Genomic DNA, 16,869 nt, shown 5'->3' with positions numbered 1-16,869 from the left:
TTCGCCAGCTGAAGGAGTCGGACGCTGCGAGGAGCCGGGGCCGGGCTCGGATCGGCAGGCCGCACGGCGGGCGCCGCATCGGACGGGGTTCTTCGGGCGAGGGGGTGGGGTGGCCTTGATCTTTGTGCATAATCCTCCCTACTCACTACCCGTGACTGCCAGCGTGCCGCAGCGCGACCATGACCAGTGGGAACGACTCGGCAAAGAGAGCAGTGCCAGTCGAACCGGCCCCGGGACGACCAGGGCCGGAGACGGATAAATGTGGGCTATAGGTCCAGGGCGCTGTTGATTTTGCTGTTGACCTGCTCTTGCTGGCCATCGATGCACTTGGCGTAGACCCGCAGGAGCACGTCAACGCTGTGGCCGGCACGCTTGGCGACCTCAGGTGCAGGAACGCCTGCGTTCAGCCAGAGCGAGACTGCGGCGTGGCGGAGGTCGTACGGCCGGGCGGCCAGCGACGAGGCGACCTGTTCTGGGGTGAGGGCGAGTTTGCGGGCTTCCTTCCAGACGGAGGAGTGTGCCGAGCTGGAGTAGGTGCCGCCGGTGCTCGTGGTGAAGATCCTGCCGTCCTCCGCGCTGCCGTACTTGGCGATGTGCTCGCGGAGCATCGCGACCAGTACGGGCGGGATGGGGATCTCTCGAGTCTCCTTGTCCGCGCGGTGCTTCAGACGGCGCGATTCGTGGGTCTCGCCCGAGTTGGTCCAGCGCTTCGTTGCCTGGGGTCGTGCTCTCTCCAGGACGATCAGACCCCAGCCCGTCTCGGGCAGCGTGCAGTTTCTCAGCCTGAGGTCAGCCGCCTCCTCCGGTCGGAGCGCGGCGTAGTACATGCAGGCGAACAGCGCTTGGAGCCGCGCGCCTCGCTTGCGACCGACCTTGGGAACGGCGTCGAGGAGTTGCCGCGCTTGTGCAGGGTTGACCACCGTGCGGGGATCCACGACTGTCACGGCCTTGGGCACTGTCCATTTGATCTCGTCCAGCGGGTTGCTGCTGAACACCTTCTGCTCTACCGCGTGCTCCAGGAGGTGATGCAGGACGGCGCGCTTGCGTCGTACCGAGTTCGCCCCCGCGGGGGCGCCGGCGAAGGTGACTGAGATGGCGTCGAGCGCCGTACGAAGGACGTTCGCGTCTGCCAGCTCTGACAGCGGAAGGGATGCCCTTTCCAGCCAGCTCAACGCTGCAGCCTGGGCCGTAGAAAGGGCAGTCCGCCTGCTCTCGGGAAGGAGAACGTGATCCCTGAGGACCTCCCGCAGCTCTTCTGCGGTGGGACGACGTGGCCCATCAGCCACTAGCACTGGGATCAGCGTCAGGAGCGCGTATGTGTCGGTCTCGCGAGTCCTGGCAGCCGAGGTGTTCCACCGCCGAAGGACATACGCCTGACCGAATTCCAGGAACGACGGTCCCGAGGTCTTCTGCGCGAGCATCGACACTGGCAGGCCAGTGGCGATGTCGAACTCCTCCCCCGCTTTGACCGCCTGGCGTAGGTCGGACATGAAGGCGTTGGCCAGCCCCTTAGTGCGAAAGGTCTTGGATCTGTCCTTGCTCGCCACTCGCCAACGCGCGATGTAGGCGGGCGTGCCGCGGTTGGTGCGCTGCTGGACCTGGCCGATCTGGACGTAATAGGTAGTGTTCACTTCGCCTCCCGCCGCGAGTCGAGCCAGGTCATGAGGTCGCTCCGCCAGACGCGGAGTTCGAGGTTGGGCAGTTGGACGCAGACCGGGGCACGGCCGAGCTCGCGCCAGCGGTAGAAGGTGCGGCGGGAGACTCCGCCCAGTTCGGCGCAGACCTGCGGAACAGTCAGCAGTTCGTCACTTCTGCTCATTGGGGATCACCGCCGACGCTTGGGAGCCGAACGCCGGTGAGCGCAGCCGCCAGGAATTGCTCTCCTAGGGAGAGCCCGCGCCCGGCGTACTGCCAGTGGGTGACGACCAGGACGGTGTCCTCCTCGAAGAGCGGGAGCCGTCCGGTGGTGATTTCTTCGGTGCGCATGTGTTCTTCGCGGGCGGCGCGGAGTTCGCCGAGGGTGGTGGAGTAGTGGCGGCTCTTGGTGGAGAAGTGGCCGCGGAAGCCGAGCATGTGAGCCCAGTGGATCAGCCGGAGGTCGGCCAGGTCGGGGTGGCTGCCCAGGCGCATGCAGGCGGCGATGAGCCGGCGGGCGTGCTCGCGGATGGGCAGGGCGGCCAGGTCATCGAGGGGTTGGATGCGGCGATCGAGGGTGCCGACGCACTCGGCGGCCTTGGTGGCGTACTTGGCGATGTAGCCGGCGACGGCCTGTTCGGTGAGGTCGCCGTCGAGGGTGATGCGGCGGACGTCGAGTTGGGTGCCCCAGCGGAAGGTGCGGCTCAGTGGTTTGATCTCGGCTGTCACCGCGGAGGCTGCATGATCGACGGCTTGGGCCAAGGCGTCTGCCGTCGCCCAGCAGGGGGGCGGTGAGTGGGGTCCGTCTGGCCCGTCGAGGCGGATGACGGCGTGGAAGTGGACGACGCCGCGGCGCTGGTATTCGGCGACCTTGGCGAAGGCGATGGTGACGTGTTCGCGCAGGGCCTTGACGGTCAGGCCGTTGATCTTGGCGAAGCGGCGGCACAGGGCGAGGGTGAAGCGGCGCCAGAGTTCGGGGCTGATGGCGTTGAACAGGACGGAGCCGTCGTAGTCGTAGCAGTCGGGGCACAGCGGCTCGCCGAGTCGAGGGTCGTCGGCGCTGTGGCGCGTGGTGCAGGACATCACGCGCCCGTGCGGGCAGGTCTGGGCTTCGCGGCGGGCGTGGCAGGGCAGGGTCTTGCCGTTCTTCTCTCGCTGCACGTGCACGGCTCCGAAGGAGGGTGCGGTGAGGGTGACGAACAGGCACGGGTGGGCGCTGACGGTCTCGGGCACGCCCTTGCCTCCGACGAGGCCGGCGCGGATGAGTTGGTAGGTGTCGGCGCGGTAGACCTCGGCGCAGGCCGGGCAGCGGGAGGCGCGGCGGGTCTTGCACGGTACGCGTAGGACGCCGTCCGGCTCGTGAATGGTGCTGTAGCGGTGGAGAAGTTGACCGGTTGCGCGGTCGTAGTGTTCGACTTTGCCGCGCAGGTGGATGGGCTGGCGGCATCCGCCGGTCCGCTTGATCTGGCAGGCCCAGCGGTCGTAGTTCGGGTCATGAAGTCGGGAGATCATCCCGGCTATGGCGTGTGGGTGGTGCAAGATGGATCCGTCCTATCCGGATGTTCTCTGGAGTGGGATGGCCCCTCACCTGGCGCGGAACTTGGCGGTTGTGTGGCCAGGTGAGGGGATCTCGGCTATGCGCCGTGGTTGTCGATGCCGGTGCCGTCGCAGTCCCGGCAGGTGTCGCGCTCGCTGTCGAGGCCCGTGCCGTTGCAGGTGCAGCAGCGGCCGTGGGCGAGCAGGACGACGTCGAGGATGTCGGGCCAGTCGGCCTCGGGCACTTCGGGCTCCATGGCTCAGTGGCCCTTGCGCGGGGTGATCGTGACGTATATCCGGTAGTTGCGCGGACGGTTCCGGTCCGGGAAGGCCCGCGACATTGACGTGACGGTGAAAAGCTGGCGGAGGTGGATCATGCCGAGGGTGAGCTCGGCGCGGTTGCCTTCAAGGCGGATTCGCATGGTGGTATCTCCTAGAGGTCGTCGGTCTTAATGCAGTCGCGGTAGCTGTCTATGGCGGCGTGGCGGGCTCGGGCGGCGGCGAGGATGGCCGTGAATTCGTAGCGGACCGGCCCGAAGTCGATGGCGGTCATGTAGTGGCCGTGGGGCAGGTGATCGAGGTCGATTTCCGTGCCCAGCAGGGCGGCGACCTTGTCGACCTCGGCGCACATCTGGTGGTCGGGGCCGTTGGCGGGGAAGGCGCGGATGATGACGGGTGCCACCGAGACCGGTATCTCGGGGTTGGCTTTGAGGAATCCCGCCAGGGCGATGAGTCCGGCGATGAGGGCGTCTCGTTCGTTGTTCATGGTGATCGCCTTTCAGGTGGCTTCCGATGTGGTCCGCAGGGTGCGGAGCAGGTCGGAGGCGAGTTGGTTGGACACGCCCAGGCGGGCGCGGAGAATGTCGCGGGTGATGGGCTTGCCGTGCCTGGCCTGGTGTTCGTCGGCTACGCGGTGGGCGTAGTCGACAAGTGCCGGGGACGGTCCTGGTTGTTCGTCCTGGCCGTCCCGGGCTGGGACGAGAGCAGGACGATCGGCGGCAGGGACGGCTGCGGGTTCGTCGGGACGGGGACGGGACGGTGAGACGTCTGCCGGGGATGTCTCGGAGACGTCCGGGGACGGGATGGGACGAGGGCCGGACGTCCGGCGTTCGAGCATCGAGACCGCGACGAGGAAGGCGGCCGCCGGGGTTGCCGCGGTGATCCAGCCCCACACCGTTGGGTCGGCTTGTTGCAGGTTGGCGGCCAGGGACAGGACGATTCCGCCGGCCAGGACGAGGACGGGCCAGGAGATCAAGCCGCGCCGCCTGCGGCCGGTCTTCTTGTCGCGTTGGCGTTCGCGAGCAGCCATGACGCAAGTGAGGTCGATGCAGACTGCCACGGCCCAGGCCATCCAGCCGGACTGTCCGTGTTCGCTGGCGGTGTCGCGGATGTGGGTGAAGGACCCAGCTCCAGCGATGAGGGCCAGGACGAGGACGGGGCCGGTGTCCAGCAGCCAGCGGGCGAGGCGTCGCATCGGTTCAGGCCTTTCGCGGATCCGGGATGGAGTTGAGGAACTCGGCGAGGTCGGCGTCGCTCATCTGCGCGGCATGGCCGGAGACGAGGTCAGCCCAGGTGGGTGTTCTGTCGGCGTAGGCAGTGGCAGCGTGTTCGGCGGCTTGCTCGCTGACGTAGAAAGAGCGGGCCCGGTACCACTGACCGTCCTGCGAGGCGACGATCGCGACGCCCGGTGTCTCGGCGGGGATCGCGCGCGCCGAAGCGAGCGCGGCAGGGTCGAGGTCGCCGAGCGTCATGGTGGCGGTCTCTGGATCGTTGACGCGGTGACAGATCCGTCCCGAGCACTGGGCCCGCAGTGCGGTCACCCCGGGCCCGAGGTCGGAGCCGATCCGCTGGCCACAGCAGAACAGGTAGATGCCGAACGCCCGCCCGAGCTGTGCCACCCGCAGGAGAGCTGTCGAGGTCTTGGCGATCTCGTCTTTCTCGCTCTTGTCGGCCATCAGGTACAACTCGGCCAGTTCGTCGACGAGCACGACGATGGGCGTGGGCCGCTGATCGTCCGGCAGTTGCCAGATGTTGCGGGCGCCGGCCTCTCGGCACAGGGCCATGCGGCTGGTCATCAGGCCGACGAGGTCATCCAGCAGAGCGACGCATTCGGCCCGCGTGGTGGCCAGCGCCGACAGGCGCGGGCTGTACGGGGTGAACTCCACGCCGCCCTTGAGGTCGAAGCCGACCAGCGCGACCGGTTGCGGTGCCAGCCCTTGGACAAGGGCGTTGGCGAGGTTGGACTTGCCGGACTGCGTTGCTCCGGCGTTGAGCCAGTGCGGGACGGTTCTGAAGTCGATGATCCAGGGGCCGCCGGTTTCCAGCCGGCCCACGTTGACCTTGAGCAGTTCGGGTGAGGAAGGCAGGGTCTCGACCCGGACGAGTGGATCTCGCACGGTGGCGGACAGGACGACTCGTCCGGGACGAGGGGACGAGACGCGAACGGCGTGCACGCCCCAGGAATGTGCGAGCCGTTCGGCAGCGTCGGCGTAGTCGGCGGGGATCTGGCCCTCGAGCGTGTGCAGGGTGACCCGCCAGCCGTACCGGGTGGGCTTGGGCAGCCACATGAATGGCTTGGTGTCCACGGCGATGCGCTGCCACTTACGCCGGACGCGGACGACGCCGGTCGAGGCGACGAGGCCTGGGACGGTGGTGAACCAGAAGCGCTGGCGCTTCTTGGTGAGATTGCAGCCGAGGGCGACCTTGCGCCAGGTGGCCCGTACGGTGATCGCGGTCAGCGGGAAGGCAACCACGAGCCAGAACGACCGGTAGTGCCAGCGGCGCCAGGCCCAGAGCCCGGCCGCCGAAGCGGCCAGGACTCCGAGCATCAGGAGGGTTGTGTCAGACACGGAGCGGCTCCGCGTCAACCGGTAGGAGGGCCGCGGCGCGGTAGGAGATGCCCCACCGGCCGGCGATCTCCCACACGTAGCCGACCAGGCCCGTGGGGTTGATCTGCTGACCGGCGCCGATCGGGGGCTCCCCCGATGTGGCGATTTTGACGAGTTCGATCCGGCCGAACTCGTCTTCCACCGACACGGTCACCTCGTACACGGTGTTGCCGTTCTTGTCGGTCTTGATCTCGCCCGTGTCCTTGTTGAGCAGCCGCGGCTTGGGCGACTTCACGCAGGTGATCACGAGCTTGGAAGTGTCGACAGGGATGGGGACGGTGCGCATGAGAGCTGGTCTCCTTTGAAGGTGATGTGCTAGATACAAAGATATCTAGGTATCTAGCTCTGTAAACCGAGATAGCTAAGTTGGCTCGAGATTTTCTTACAGGTTGCCCAGAGACCTAGGCATCTAGAACCGCTACTGTGGGGATATGGCATCCACTGACCGGCGCCGGCCGTACCTGAGGATTGCCGAGGACATCCGGCGCGACATCGCATCGGGCCGGTACGCGGTCGGGGAACGCCTCCCCGTAGCCCGCGAACTGGCGGAGCGGTACGGCGTTGCCATGATGACCATCGGCAACGCCCTGGCCGTGCTCCGCGACGAGGGACTCATCGAGACCCGCCAGGGAGCCGGCAGCTTCGTCAGCCGTACGCCCGACGACGAAACCGCCGCCCCCACCCCTGGCGAGCACAGCGAAGAGTTCCGGATCATCTCCGAGCAGCTGCGCGAGATGCGCCAGTACATGCACAAGCTGACGGTCAGGCTGGACGAGCTAGATGCTCGGACCCGTCCTGATCAAGCCGAGCAGTGATCCTGATCGCTCGACGCTGGAGTTCGGCCAGGTCGACCGCGATCTCTGCCAGCTCGCGTAGCAAGATCTGTCGTTCGATCTCACTGAGACCCACGAGTTACTACCCCATTCGTGTAGGCAGGACGCCGATGCGCCCCCGGGTTACCTGACGGGTGGGGAACCAATGCGCGGATAGGCTCCGTTCTTGCGGTCAGAGCAGCCGCATCACCTTGGCGAGATTAAGGATCTCGCGCTGACGATGCAGCCGCCCGCTGTCGCGAAGGTCACGCACGATGTTGCGTACCAACGGACGGTTGCGGACATGCTGCGGAGCGATCCGATCGGCCCGCAGCAGAGCGTCCGCCGCTTCGTTGTCCTTTCTGTTCATGTGATATCCCGCCGCAGTACAGGTCCAGTAGTGAGCCTGCCGCTCCGACGAGGCGATCTCGGCGATCTCTACGTGTTCAGCCCGGGAGATGACATCGCGTGGCCGACCGAGCTCCATGCTGACCTCGACGGCGTGGATAGTGGTGTTCACCCGGTTGAACTGCGTCTGGAAGACGTTGCCGTCCCGCGGCAGGACCTCGGCGACGCGGCGAGCCTCCTCAAAGTGGCTTTCCGCTTCTCTTTGATCCCACAGCCGGGAGTACGCCACGGCCGCCCGCAGGTGCAGCGCACCCCACATCGCTTTGATGGTGTCGTCCGTACCCACGTGCGGTTCGATCTGGTCGAGCGCTGACAGGGCTGCGTCCTTGGCGGGGTCGAGCTGGGCCTCATGCAGCCATACCCCGCACAGATCCCAGCTGGCTGCCGCGATCAGGCCGGGCGAGCCCACCCGTTGAGCGGCGACGAGTTCGCGCTGTACCGCAGTCCAGCCCAGGTCGTGATGTCCCAGGAGATTGGAGGACACCCGTGCCATATGGCAGGCCCGCAGCATCAGCGCTTCGGCTCGATCGCGATCGGCTGACGAATCGTTCGTGATGGCGATCAGGTCGGTGAGGATCCTGGGCAACACCTCACCCAGGGCGGTGAACTTGGCGTCCTGGCGGAGTTGCTCCGCGAGCCGAACGTTCGCCTCCAGTTCCTGCAGTGCGTGGGGCTCCCCCGCCGCCGGCCGCACCACCCCGCTCGGTAGCGAGGCCTGTTGGAGTGCGAGGCGAAGCCCCGGCACGGCGGCGTGCCCGGAGTCGAGTTCCGTCGTCTCGTGTCGGTACGGCTGACCGGTCAGCTCGGCGACCTCCACCCCGAGGACGTCAGCGAGCTGCCCGACGACGCTCATCCGATCGAGCGGCATCCGACCGTTCTCGACCTTCGACAGCCAGGAGACAGAACGGCCGATCTTCTCAGCGAGGGTTGCTTGATCCCAGCCCTTGCGGTGACGAGCCCGCGCGATCCGCTGGCCTTGCGTCACGTACTCTGTTGCCACGTCCCCGCCCCTTCTTCTCGTCGTCGCTTGCTTCGACGATAAGACGGGTGACCTGCGTCACTGGCAGAAAAACTGCCAGTGGGCGAGCATGCGAAACCGCAGGTCGGCCCTCGACCTGCGGAAACGCGCCGTCACGCAGTAATTGCAAAACGTGACGCTACGTGTGCGGGCTGTCAGTTCGGCGTGTCCTCACCTCGCCTGGCCGTCCATGATCCGTCGCCAAAGCGCCTCGGCGTCAGCGACCCTCACCCACGGGCTCTCGACGACGGTCACCGGGGAGACGGATCGGTCGTACCGCCGCACGAATCCCAGCCCAGCGGAAACGCACTGCTCGAAGACCAGCGGCGAGCACTCGCACGTGTAGGCCCGGACTCGGATACAGTTCGCGCGTCGCTCGCTGGGCAACCATCTGACCGCAGCCGCATCAGGGCGGGGCGGTGCAGGGTGCATGCTGTGAAGGCCGTCAAACTCAGTCACCGCTCACCGTCCTCGTCTCACACGAGCACCCACGCCCGGTCGGTGGCACCAGGCGAGGACCAGGAGGCTTAGGTAGGCGTTGGTGAGCCAGCGGCCAGCTTTGGTCACATTGTGCGCTCTTGTGAGGCGCCCAGTTGAACCGCACAAGCGGAGCCCCACCCGGAGGGGTCCTGGACCAACGCTCACCAACGCCATGCCTCCAAGCTAGCAAGCCTGTAAGTGCCTGTCTACCCCATGAAGCTCCATGGCGCTTCATGATCTGGTGCGAAGGGCCGTGAAACGCCCTCCTACTCTCATAGCGTGGCCAGATATGTCGAGCACACGCGCACCTGGGAGTTCGACGAGGACCGTTCCCGCTGGGAGCAGATCCTCGAAGTCCTCGTCGCGCGCATCGACTCCGGTGAGTGGGGACCCAAGTTCAAGATTTCCGAGGTCAAGCTCATGGAGGAGTTCGGGGTCGCCCGCCCCACCATACGTAAGGCCATGGAACGCCTCAGAACCGCCGGCAAGGTCTACACCGTCCCGAACCTGGGCAGCTTCGTGAACGCCGACGGCGAGGTACGCAGAAGCAAAGAGGCCAAGGAGCCGCCGGCGGAGTAGGCTCCGGCCCGTGAGCCAACGGATCGACTACCACAACGACCCGAACGCCCCCGCGGCCAACAGTCTCGTCCCGTCCGTGAATGTCGTGGTGACCAACGACGCCGGCGAGGTGCTGCTGATCCGCCGTTCCGACAACGGCAACTGGGCTCTACCCGGCGGCGCCATCGATCTTGGCGAGTCCATCCCGCAGGCAGCCATCCGGGAGACACTCGAAGAGACCGGGATCACCTGCGAGATCACGGGACTGGTCGGCACCTACAGCGATCCCCTCCACGTCATCCACTACACCAGCAACGACGAGGTGCGGCAGGAGTTCTCCCTCGTTCTCATCGCCCGGGCCATCAGCGGCCAGCCGACTCCGAGCAGCGAATCGAGAGAGGTGCGCTGGGTGCCGCGGCACGAACTCGACATGTACAGCATGCACCGCTCCATGCGTATGAGGGTCAACCACTACCTCGAAGACAACGGCCCACACATCGGCTAAATCAGCCATAGACACCGGCTGTCAAGCATCAACCGCGACGGATGCGACAACGACACATAACCGCAGCTCAGAGGCATGATCGATCGATCGATCTTGTCTAGTCCCATGAGATGCCTGACGTTTCTGTCCCAGGACACAGGCGACAGGTGATCTAGGAAACATGGTCGACCTTGTAGGGCCGATGCGCTTTGACGTTGCGGACCGGAAGGTCGGTGGTGCGGTGCACGGTGCGCGGCCCTTCGTCCAGGTCGATGGTCAGGGTGGTGTCGCTGACGTGCACGGTGACGACCCGGCCGACATACAGCCGGCCGAGGGAGACAGTCTGCCGGGTGACCATGATCACGCCGAAGGAGTTCGCGCGGCGCTGCACCATGATCGGCGACCGCTCCGGGACCGGCGGCGGGCCGGCGGGGCGGGCGCCGCGCAACTGCAGGCACTTCTGCCAGATCAGCGGATTCGGCCGGACCCGCAGCAACTGCCGGGTGTCAGGGTCAAGGAACATCAGCGTCTTCTCCTCGATCCGGATGGTGACCCGGCGCCCGCCCAGAATCTCGGCAGCCAGCAGATAGCGACCGGCCAAGCTGACCAGGCCGTACTTGTTCACCGTCCGCTCCACCTCCACCACGGCGTCGTTCTCGGCCTGCGGCAGCGGCGACGGCCCGGCCACACGGCCACCGCCGGCGAACAGGCGGGCCAGGTCGTTGGTGGACAGATGCGAGCGCAGGCTCTTTAGCCGCGCCCCGCCCACCAGCAGATGGATCACGTTCACGTCCGCCCAGAAGGTGATCACCTGGCCGGCGCGGGCCGGGCCGAGCCAGAACTGCTTGCCCGCCACGCCCAGGTTGCCGCTGGCCGGCACCACCCGATCGAACTCGATCGGCCCACCCGACCAGGACGCCGCCGATGTCGTCGGCCGCTTGGCCACCTGTGTGTCCTCGTCGCTGCTTTTCCGGTGCTTCGGCGGCGCAGCAGTGGCGTCGGCAGCTGTCTCGTCCATCACGCCATCTGCAGCGGGTGCCGGGTCCGGCTGGACGGTCAGAATCGCCGGCAGCCGCAGCGGCAGCAGCTCCCGCTCGGTCGCGCTCACGGGCGTGAACCGGTCAGTCGGGACCGCCATGTCCAGGCTCTGATGCGGCCGGGCGGTGTTGTAATGCTCCACCCACGCATCCAGCTCAGCCTGGAACGCCGCCAGGTCCTCGAACGGGCCGGCGTCATCCAGCAGCTCACGACGCAGGCTCTGATGGAAACGCTCCACCTTGCCCGTCGTGGTCGGCGAACGCGGCTGGGTGAGCCGATGGACGATGGCATTGTCCCGGCAAATCCGGTCAAACAACACCTCACCGCCGTGCCCGAACCGCGCGGTGAACTGCTTGCCATTGTCCGTCAGCACCTCACCCGGCGCCCCGAACGCCCGCAACGCCTCGACAAAGGCCAGACAGACCGCCCGACCGGTGGCCCGCACCACCGCCTTGGCAATGACGCAGAAGCGGGAGTGGTCGTCGACGCCGGTGACCACCTTCACCTCGCGACCATCGGCCAAGAACACACCGCCGACGATGTCCATCTGCCATAACTCCATCGGCGCCTCACGCTGCCAGCGACGGAAGACCCGCTTACGCCGCCCAGCACCCGGCTCGATCAGGCCATGGCGCACCAGCGCCCGATACACCCCCATCCGCGACGGCGTCGGATCCACACCCCGACGCCCAGCCTCATGCGCCAACCGGACCGGTCCCCACCGCGGATGCTGGCGCCGCAGCTCACACACCAGCACCTCTACCTCCGGCCGCATCTGCGACGGAGACGAATGCGGCCGCCGAGAACGGTCCACCAGACCGCCCAACCCCGACTCCCGATAGCGCGACACCCAGCCCGACAACGTCTGCCGCGCCACCCCCACCTCCCGCGCGACCTCGGTTACCGATGCGCCGGCCAGCACCGCCAGCACAGCCCGATACCGCTGCTCGACAACGGACATATCCACCAGGGCCAATCCCGGCCTCCTGACGCGCGACGCCGCAACGACGCACGCCAGACTGGCCGAAAACAGCACCTGTCGCCGATGTCTTGGGACTCACGCGTCAAGCATGTCCCGGGACAGCACATCGATCGATCGATCTGCTGGATGAGACTTTTCCCTACGACTTCAAGGCAGGCCACCTGCGGCGGCCTGCCGCGCGTCCGGGCGGTCTGCTGGCCGCGCTGCGGCTCTCCGGCCGGTCGCGGCCAGCACCGCCCACGCGCCAGCAACGCAGCTATGGGTAGTTGATGCCGTCGCTGTCGAAGAGATCCTCGATCAGGGCTTTGTTGGTGGCCACGGAGAGTTTGGCGTCGATGCCGCTCCTCGTGAGGTCGAGCGCCCGCAGGCTATTGTCGACTCTGATGACCGCCAGGCATCGTCGAACCCAATCGGGGTGATCCTGCGCGTATTTGGCTAGCGCCGTCCATTTGGCCGAGGTGTCGCCTAGGTCATGCCGGTGCGGATCGACGATGTCCAGCACGTAATTCTCGTCGCCGTCTTCATGCCAGAACAGGAAGTCCGGGTGCATAAGTAGGTGCTTGTCGCCAAACTCGTATGGAACGGCGAGCGCGTGACGCCCGGAAGATGGGTTGCGGTACCAGCCGACGAGGGTCTCGGCGGCCAGTTCTGCGTCGAGCACTTCTTTCTCCCACGATGATCGGGAGGTATCGACCGGGAACCTGCCCGCGTTGGGCTTGCCGTCACCGATGACGTACAGGTGGTGCGCATACGTTGGGATCGACTCGGTCTTACCTTTGATGATTCTCTCCGTCGCCACCGGATAGACGTCGCGGGCTTGGACGGTGGTCGGGTGCATCGGTGAGGTGCCGATGTAGAAGAGCGGTTCGATCAGATCACGAACATCGTGCGGTTTGACGGAGACCTTGGCCTGGTGTTGTTTGCGCCATGTGCCGATCAACTCGGCTGCCTGCTCTTCTATGACATTCTTGAAGCCGAGTCCGGCCATTGCGGCGACCCGGGCGGCGGCGTCGATTTCGTCGTAGCCGCGATCGCACAGGTCGTTGTAGTACCAGGCTGCCGATGCGTCGGGAAGCAGCCGTACCGCGCGGGCGTAATAGGCGTCCAGGTCACGTTCGGACGTGGCCGCCTCATTGACCCCGGTGGTCAGCATGATCGCGGCGTCGTAGTTGACCACAGTAGTGTTCACCGTCAGGGCGAGAATGTCGTCCACCTTGGCGTCGATCTCGTCCTTACGCTGGCCGTCAGCTGCCTTCATCTGGTCGACGATCCAGGCTCGCGCCCTGGCATTGGCACCTTTAACCAGGTCGTGTTCGTTGAGTGCGGCGGCCAGACGCAACAGCTGCGCCGTTCGCGTCGGAAAGGTGGCCTTTGGCCTCGTGTACGACGGCAGAGTGTCGAGCAATTCGAACAGCCTCGCTGGGACTGTTTTCGACCGGCCGCAGACCTCGGGCGTGATCATCACCTCTACCTGAACCGTCTCATCTTCGGTCAGTGCTTTAACAACGCGCGCGACGTGTTCGGTGCGGAACCCCGGCAGGTAGGCCGCCACTTCGTTGAGCCGGTCATCGCCGGAGTCGACGCGCTTGGCCAGTGGGGTGCGGACCAACCGGCCGATCAGCTGGGCGATCTCGGTGTAGGAGTCTTTGCCCTGGAACGAGACCAGCACTTCGGCACGAGGGCAGTCCCAGCCGGTGGTCAGAGCGGACTTGAACAAGACTACGCGGGCCTGGTCGTCGCCGGAGATCGCCTCAGGAGGCAGGTAGCGGACGATCTTGTCCCCCACCTTCAGCGGTCCATGCGGGTCGCCGAACGCATGAGCCACGGAGTAGTCGCTCAGCTCCGGCCACGCAGACTCCAGGACGGCGAGAATCTCGGCCAGCCGCTTATCGGTGACTTTCGGCTCGACCTGAACCACAAGGAGCGGCTCCACCAGCCGGTCGCCGGTGTTGTCGTGATGCGTGCGCCAAGATTGGCTCGCGGCTTTGAGGTCGTCAACGGCCAAGGCCAGCATCGTGTTGTCCGCCGACTGAGCTTCGGCAATGTTACGCAGCAGGATGCGGTCTTTGAGCAGGCCTGATTCGCGAACGTCGCCGGGCGGGATGTTGACCAGTCGCATCGTGCGGCTCGCCGCTTCCATCGCGGCGTGGAACCGATCCGGCGTCGCCGAAATGCCCAGCACGACCGGCGCGGCCGGTTGGACGGTACCGATGTTGGTCAGGCCTCCATTGACGATGGTGCCCGCGATCGTCCTGCGTTCGGTCTTGGTCGTGCCCGAGCCCCGGTGCGCCTCGTCCCAGATCACGAGGAAGTCCTGGCCACGTTGTTTGACGGTGTTCGCGATCATGTCCCAGGCGCCGAAAGTACGCTTGTCGTTCCTGGACCCGTCAGGTCGCGTAGCGTGCAACGTGGAGTTCTTCTGCAACGCCTGGATGTGGACGAAGTAGATGTAGCCGGCCTCCAGCGTGGGTTCGTCGGTGTCGCCGAGAAACCGGACCCGGTTCACGTCGATCTCGCCGCCGGAGGCTTGAAGGATCTTGTTGATCGTCTGTGCGTTTAGAGACCGGTCGTCGGTCAACCACAGCACCGTCAGGTCTGGATTAGGCTCACGTGTCGGCGTGCCCAGGTACAGACCCTCCAGAACGGCGGTGGCGATCACCGTCTTACCTGCCCCGGTCGGGGCGGTGAGGCCGACGGCGGTGAGTTCGCCATCGTCGGCGAACCCTGCGCGAGCCTTGGCGAGGTTTGTCAGGACGTCCTCGGCTGCCTTGGTTTGGTAGTCCTCCAGCGTGAACTTCACCGGGCACCACCCGGGATGTTGATCGTGTAGTTCGACAGGTATTCGTCGTACAGGCGAACCGTCTCGATCCCAGTCGGAAGTCGCTCGACGGCCGTCTGATACTCCGTCGGCGAATCTGTGATGATGAACAACACCTGCGGCGGCGCTTCTCCCGCTGCTGCCTTGGCCACGGCATTTGCGAACGGCGTCAGTGCGTCGATCGAGAACAGCACCCCGTAGGACTCCGTCAGTGCCCATCCGTCGTCAGGGACCTCGTCGACCCGCTCACCACGAGCGCCACCTTCCATCCACATCAACGGCGCGACCAGACCATACTCACTACCACGCCGCACACGCCCCGGATCAAGATACGTCAGGCGGAACATCTCAACGTTCGCGGCAAGGCCGTCGGAGTACTTCGAACCGTCTGGTCGCGCGCCTGTCACCACGGTCGAGATACGAGGGCGGCAGACATTCTCGAACACACCCTTCGATTCCCACTCTGCATCGCCGGGGTAGATCCCTTTCTTCCGGAGCGAGTTGGCGACATCTATGCCAACCTCGTTGTTGGTGACCAAAATCGACTGCCGCCGGCCGTCATCCTCGGCGTTCATATCCATCACGGCGTGCGTCGTCGACCCGGAGCCGCCAAAGAAGTCAAGGACCACAGCGTTGGGAGAATTGTTGGCCCACCGGATCAACTGTTTGATGAGCCGCACAGGCTTCTTACCGTTATTAAAGTTGACACCACCCTCTTTGGCGATGTTACCCATATCGCTATGAAATCCCTTCCAGAGGTCTCCCCGGATAACCGTTCGCCCGTAGCGGGGCCTGTAATCATCAGATGTCCGATAGTTGCGGCTGAGTCGATAGACCTGATTCAGAGTGCCGGTCGACAACCTCGTCAACGTATATGTGCGGTGGTCCGCTTCCACGTCGATCCACCCTTGCACAGGGGCGTCTATGTCCTTACATGATACGGGAGGACTATCGGGACGAGCAATCTGATCGAGATGACTCAGCACAAACTTGTTGGCCGCATCCGACACCGTAAGCAGTTTGTCCATGCAGCGCATGCCAAGGAACTCGCCCCTGCTGTTGACGAAGCCGAATTTCTTGATGTCGGCAGCGACCGCCGGGTCGGCTGCGAGTTCGTCAACGAATTTAGTGATGGTCCCATCTTCGTTCAACCACATGGAGTAGTGGCTATCCCATTCGGCAACGCCATCCAGGAGCGGGGTATGCGTAATCTGATCGAAGGCATCACTTCGCTGGTAAACGAGGACGAACTCGATGTTTTTGACGATGATGCCGTCTTGTGCGTTGGTCGTCTTAGGGCCGGAGGTGGTCGACATCTCAATGGCTAGCAGATTGACGAAATTTTCTACCCCAAATACCTGGTCCATGAGCATTCGGAGACGGTGCTGTTCGTCATCCCCGATACTGATGAAGATGACGCCCGACGGCTTGAGAAGGTCGCGAGCAATCTTTAGACGCCGTTCCATGAACGACAACCACTTTGACGACTTAGCGCGATCTGCCCGGTCCACAAACCGGTCGTTATAGAGCCAGGAGGTCTTGCCGCCAGTGTTGTACGGAGGGTCGATATAGATGATGTCCACCGCGCCTCGATGGGTCCAGCGAAGCGCCTGGAGGACGTGGAAGTTCTCGCCGTTGATGACTGTGTGCCATGGGGCGTCCGCCGGGCCGTTCTGGATACGTTCGATCGACTGGAGGCCAGGGTAGATCGGCTCGCCAAACTCGCGGACCACCACAAGATCGGCAACGGCCTGCTCGCCGCCGTCGCCGTCGAGCACCGCGACTGTACGGGTCATGTCGGCAAAGCCGACCACTCGCCACGTCAGTGCGCTCGACTCGTCGCGCAGCGCGACCTTGACGCCCTTGCGGATCGGGTGGTCGGTGAGCTTGACGGACTCGGGCAGGTGCCTGTCGAACACGAGACCAAACCGGCGCGAACCTCTAAGCAGCTCGATCTCACGCGCCAACCGGCTGCGCAGAGTCTCGTCGGTGACTCGGCTGAGCAGCTGATCAAGGACATTGGTCTCGTGGTCCACGTACCCCACCCTCGCAGGTTTCTCGGATCGTCACGGAAACACTATCGGCCGGGCCCTCTGCCCCTCTTAGTTTCTGCTTGGCCGTGCCGAAACCGAAATGCGAGCTTTGCGGGTGTGGAGGTGGATGGTCTTGACCATTTAGCCGGCGCGGTGTGGCAGAGGCCTAGCAAGATGGA

Annotated in this window: 15 protein-coding genes and 1 pseudogene; 3 read left to right on the top strand and 13 right to left on the bottom strand. The window is 65.1% G+C overall.

The annotated features are described in order from the left end of the window. Positions 1-266: 266 nt before the first annotated feature. The 9 genes from ABD830_RS47035 to ABD830_RS46995 all read right to left on the bottom strand — a co-directional run bounded on the left by ABD830_RS47035 (position 267) and on the right by ABD830_RS46995 (position 6,345). Positions 267-1,547 (bottom strand): tyrosine-type recombinase/integrase, encoded by a 1,281-nt coding sequence (locus tag ABD830_RS47035; RefSeq protein WP_345001951.1) that lies wholly within the window; start codon positions 1,545-1,547, stop codon positions 267-269. Between the two features lie 80 nt (positions 1,548-1,627). After that, positions 1,628-1,819 carry a helix-turn-helix transcriptional regulator gene (locus tag ABD830_RS47030; protein WP_345001949.1) on the bottom strand — a complete coding sequence of 64 codons (192 nt, stop codon included), beginning with the start codon at positions 1,817-1,819 and terminating at the stop codon, positions 1,628-1,630. After that, positions 1,816-3,147: a replication initiator gene (locus tag ABD830_RS47025; RefSeq protein WP_345001947.1), complete on the bottom strand. Its 1,332-nt coding sequence runs from the start codon at positions 3,145-3,147 to the stop codon at positions 1,816-1,818. The genes ABD830_RS47030 and ABD830_RS47025 overlap by 4 nt, the downstream gene beginning before the upstream one ends. Positions 3,148-3,269: 122 nt before the next feature. Then, positions 3,270-3,428, bottom strand: a complete 159-nt coding sequence (locus tag ABD830_RS47020; RefSeq protein WP_345001945.1) for a hypothetical protein — start codon at positions 3,426-3,428, stop codon at positions 3,270-3,272. A 3-nt stretch (positions 3,429-3,431) separates the two neighbouring features. Continuing rightward, positions 3,432-3,593, bottom strand: a complete 162-nt coding sequence (locus tag ABD830_RS47015) for a hypothetical protein (protein ID WP_345001944.1) — start codon at positions 3,591-3,593, stop codon at positions 3,432-3,434. Positions 3,594-3,604: 11 nt separating this feature from the next. Then, complete coding sequence (locus tag ABD830_RS47010; protein ID WP_345001942.1) at positions 3,605-3,937, bottom strand: hypothetical protein; 333 nt, start codon at positions 3,935-3,937, stop codon at positions 3,605-3,607. Positions 3,938-3,949: 12 nt separating this feature from the next. Further along, positions 3,950-4,645 carry a DUF2637 domain-containing protein gene (locus ABD830_RS47005; protein ID WP_345001940.1) on the bottom strand — a complete coding sequence of 232 codons (696 nt, stop codon included), beginning with the start codon at positions 4,643-4,645 and terminating at the stop codon, positions 3,950-3,952. Between the two features lie 4 nt (positions 4,646-4,649). Continuing rightward, entirely contained in the window at positions 4,650-5,999 is a 1,350-nt protein-coding gene (locus ABD830_RS47000; protein WP_425567255.1) for an FtsK/SpoIIIE domain-containing protein, read from the bottom strand. Between the two features lie 13 nt (positions 6,000-6,012). Then, positions 6,013-6,345, bottom strand: a complete 333-nt coding sequence (locus tag ABD830_RS46995; protein WP_345001936.1) for an SCO3933 family regulatory protein — start codon at positions 6,343-6,345, stop codon at positions 6,013-6,015. Positions 6,346-6,490: 145 nt separating this feature from the next. Here ABD830_RS46995 and ABD830_RS46990 point away from each other — a divergent pair, with 145 nt between their 5' ends. Then, entirely contained in the window at positions 6,491-6,874 is a 384-nt protein-coding gene (locus tag ABD830_RS46990) for a GntR family transcriptional regulator (protein WP_345001934.1), read from the top strand. 190 nt (positions 6,875-7,064) lie between these two features. Here ABD830_RS46990 and ABD830_RS46985 read toward each other — a convergent pair whose 3' ends face one another. Continuing rightward, on the bottom strand, positions 7,065-8,279 hold the full coding sequence (locus ABD830_RS46985; RefSeq protein WP_345001932.1) for a helix-turn-helix domain-containing protein: 1,215 nt from the start codon (positions 8,277-8,279) through the stop codon (positions 7,065-7,067). A gap of 777 nt (positions 8,280-9,056) precedes the next feature. Between ABD830_RS46985 and ABD830_RS46980 the strand changes: the two genes are divergently transcribed. Together ABD830_RS46980 and ABD830_RS46975 are read left to right on the top strand one after the other, a co-directional pair. Beyond that, positions 9,057-9,356: a winged helix-turn-helix domain-containing protein gene (locus ABD830_RS46980; protein WP_345001930.1), complete on the top strand. Its 300-nt coding sequence runs from the start codon at positions 9,057-9,059 to the stop codon at positions 9,354-9,356. A gap of 10 nt (positions 9,357-9,366) precedes the next feature. Continuing rightward, entirely contained in the window at positions 9,367-9,840 is a 474-nt protein-coding gene (locus ABD830_RS46975; RefSeq protein ID WP_345001928.1) for an NUDIX domain-containing protein, read from the top strand. Positions 9,841-10,447: 607 nt separating this feature from the next. On the opposite strand, the pseudogene ABD830_RS46970 reads toward ABD830_RS46975, so the two are convergent. The 3 genes and pseudogenes from ABD830_RS46970 to ABD830_RS46960 all read right to left on the bottom strand — a co-directional run. Continuing rightward, positions 10,448-11,818: pseudogene (locus tag ABD830_RS46970) on the bottom strand (IS481 family transposase); the annotation flags it as partial. 277 nt (positions 11,819-12,095) lie between these two features. Beyond that, a complete protein-coding gene (locus ABD830_RS46965) occupies positions 12,096-14,639 on the bottom strand; it encodes a DEAD/DEAH box helicase (protein WP_345001926.1) in 2,544 nt (847 codons plus the stop codon). Continuing rightward, positions 14,636-16,693, bottom strand: coding sequence for a site-specific DNA-methyltransferase (locus ABD830_RS46960; RefSeq protein ID WP_345001924.1), 2,058 nt, complete (start codon positions 16,691-16,693; stop codon positions 14,636-14,638). The genes ABD830_RS46965 and ABD830_RS46960 overlap by 4 nt, the downstream gene beginning before the upstream one ends. Positions 16,694-16,869: the final 176 nt, after the last annotated feature.

Source organism: Nonomuraea helvata (genome assembly GCF_039535785.1).
Classification (GTDB): Bacteria; Actinomycetota; Actinomycetes; order Streptosporangiales; family Streptosporangiaceae; genus Nonomuraea; species Nonomuraea helvata.
The sequence above is the reverse complement of the archived record's forward strand: the minus strand, read 5'-3'. Positions and strand labels throughout refer to the sequence as shown.

Coding starts and splice junctions, on each gene's coding strand:
- ABD830_RS46990 (WP_345001934.1), top strand. CDS start 6,491: ATGGCATCCACTGACCGGCGCCGGCCGTACCTGAGGATTGCCGAGGAC.
- ABD830_RS47025 (WP_345001947.1), bottom strand. CDS start 3,147: ATGATCTCCCGACTTCATGACCCGAACTACGACCGCTGGGCCTGCCAG.
- ABD830_RS46995 (WP_345001936.1), bottom strand. CDS start 6,345: ATGCGCACCGTCCCCATCCCTGTCGACACTTCCAAGCTCGTGATCACC.
- ABD830_RS47020 (WP_345001945.1), bottom strand. CDS start 3,428: ATGGAGCCCGAAGTGCCCGAGGCCGACTGGCCCGACATCCTCGACGTC.
- ABD830_RS47005 (WP_345001940.1), bottom strand. CDS start 4,645: ATGCGACGCCTCGCCCGCTGGCTGCTGGACACCGGCCCCGTCCTCGTC.
- ABD830_RS47030 (WP_345001949.1), bottom strand. CDS start 1,819: ATGAGCAGAAGTGACGAACTGCTGACTGTTCCGCAGGTCTGCGCCGAA.
- ABD830_RS47015 (WP_345001944.1), bottom strand. CDS start 3,593: ATGCGAATCCGCCTTGAAGGCAACCGCGCCGAGCTCACCCTCGGCATG.
- ABD830_RS47010 (WP_345001942.1), bottom strand. CDS start 3,937: ATGAACAACGAACGAGACGCCCTCATCGCCGGACTCATCGCCCTGGCG.
- ABD830_RS47000 (WP_425567255.1), bottom strand. CDS start 5,999: ATGCTCGGAGTCCTGGCCGCTTCGGCGGCCGGGCTCTGGGCCTGGCGC.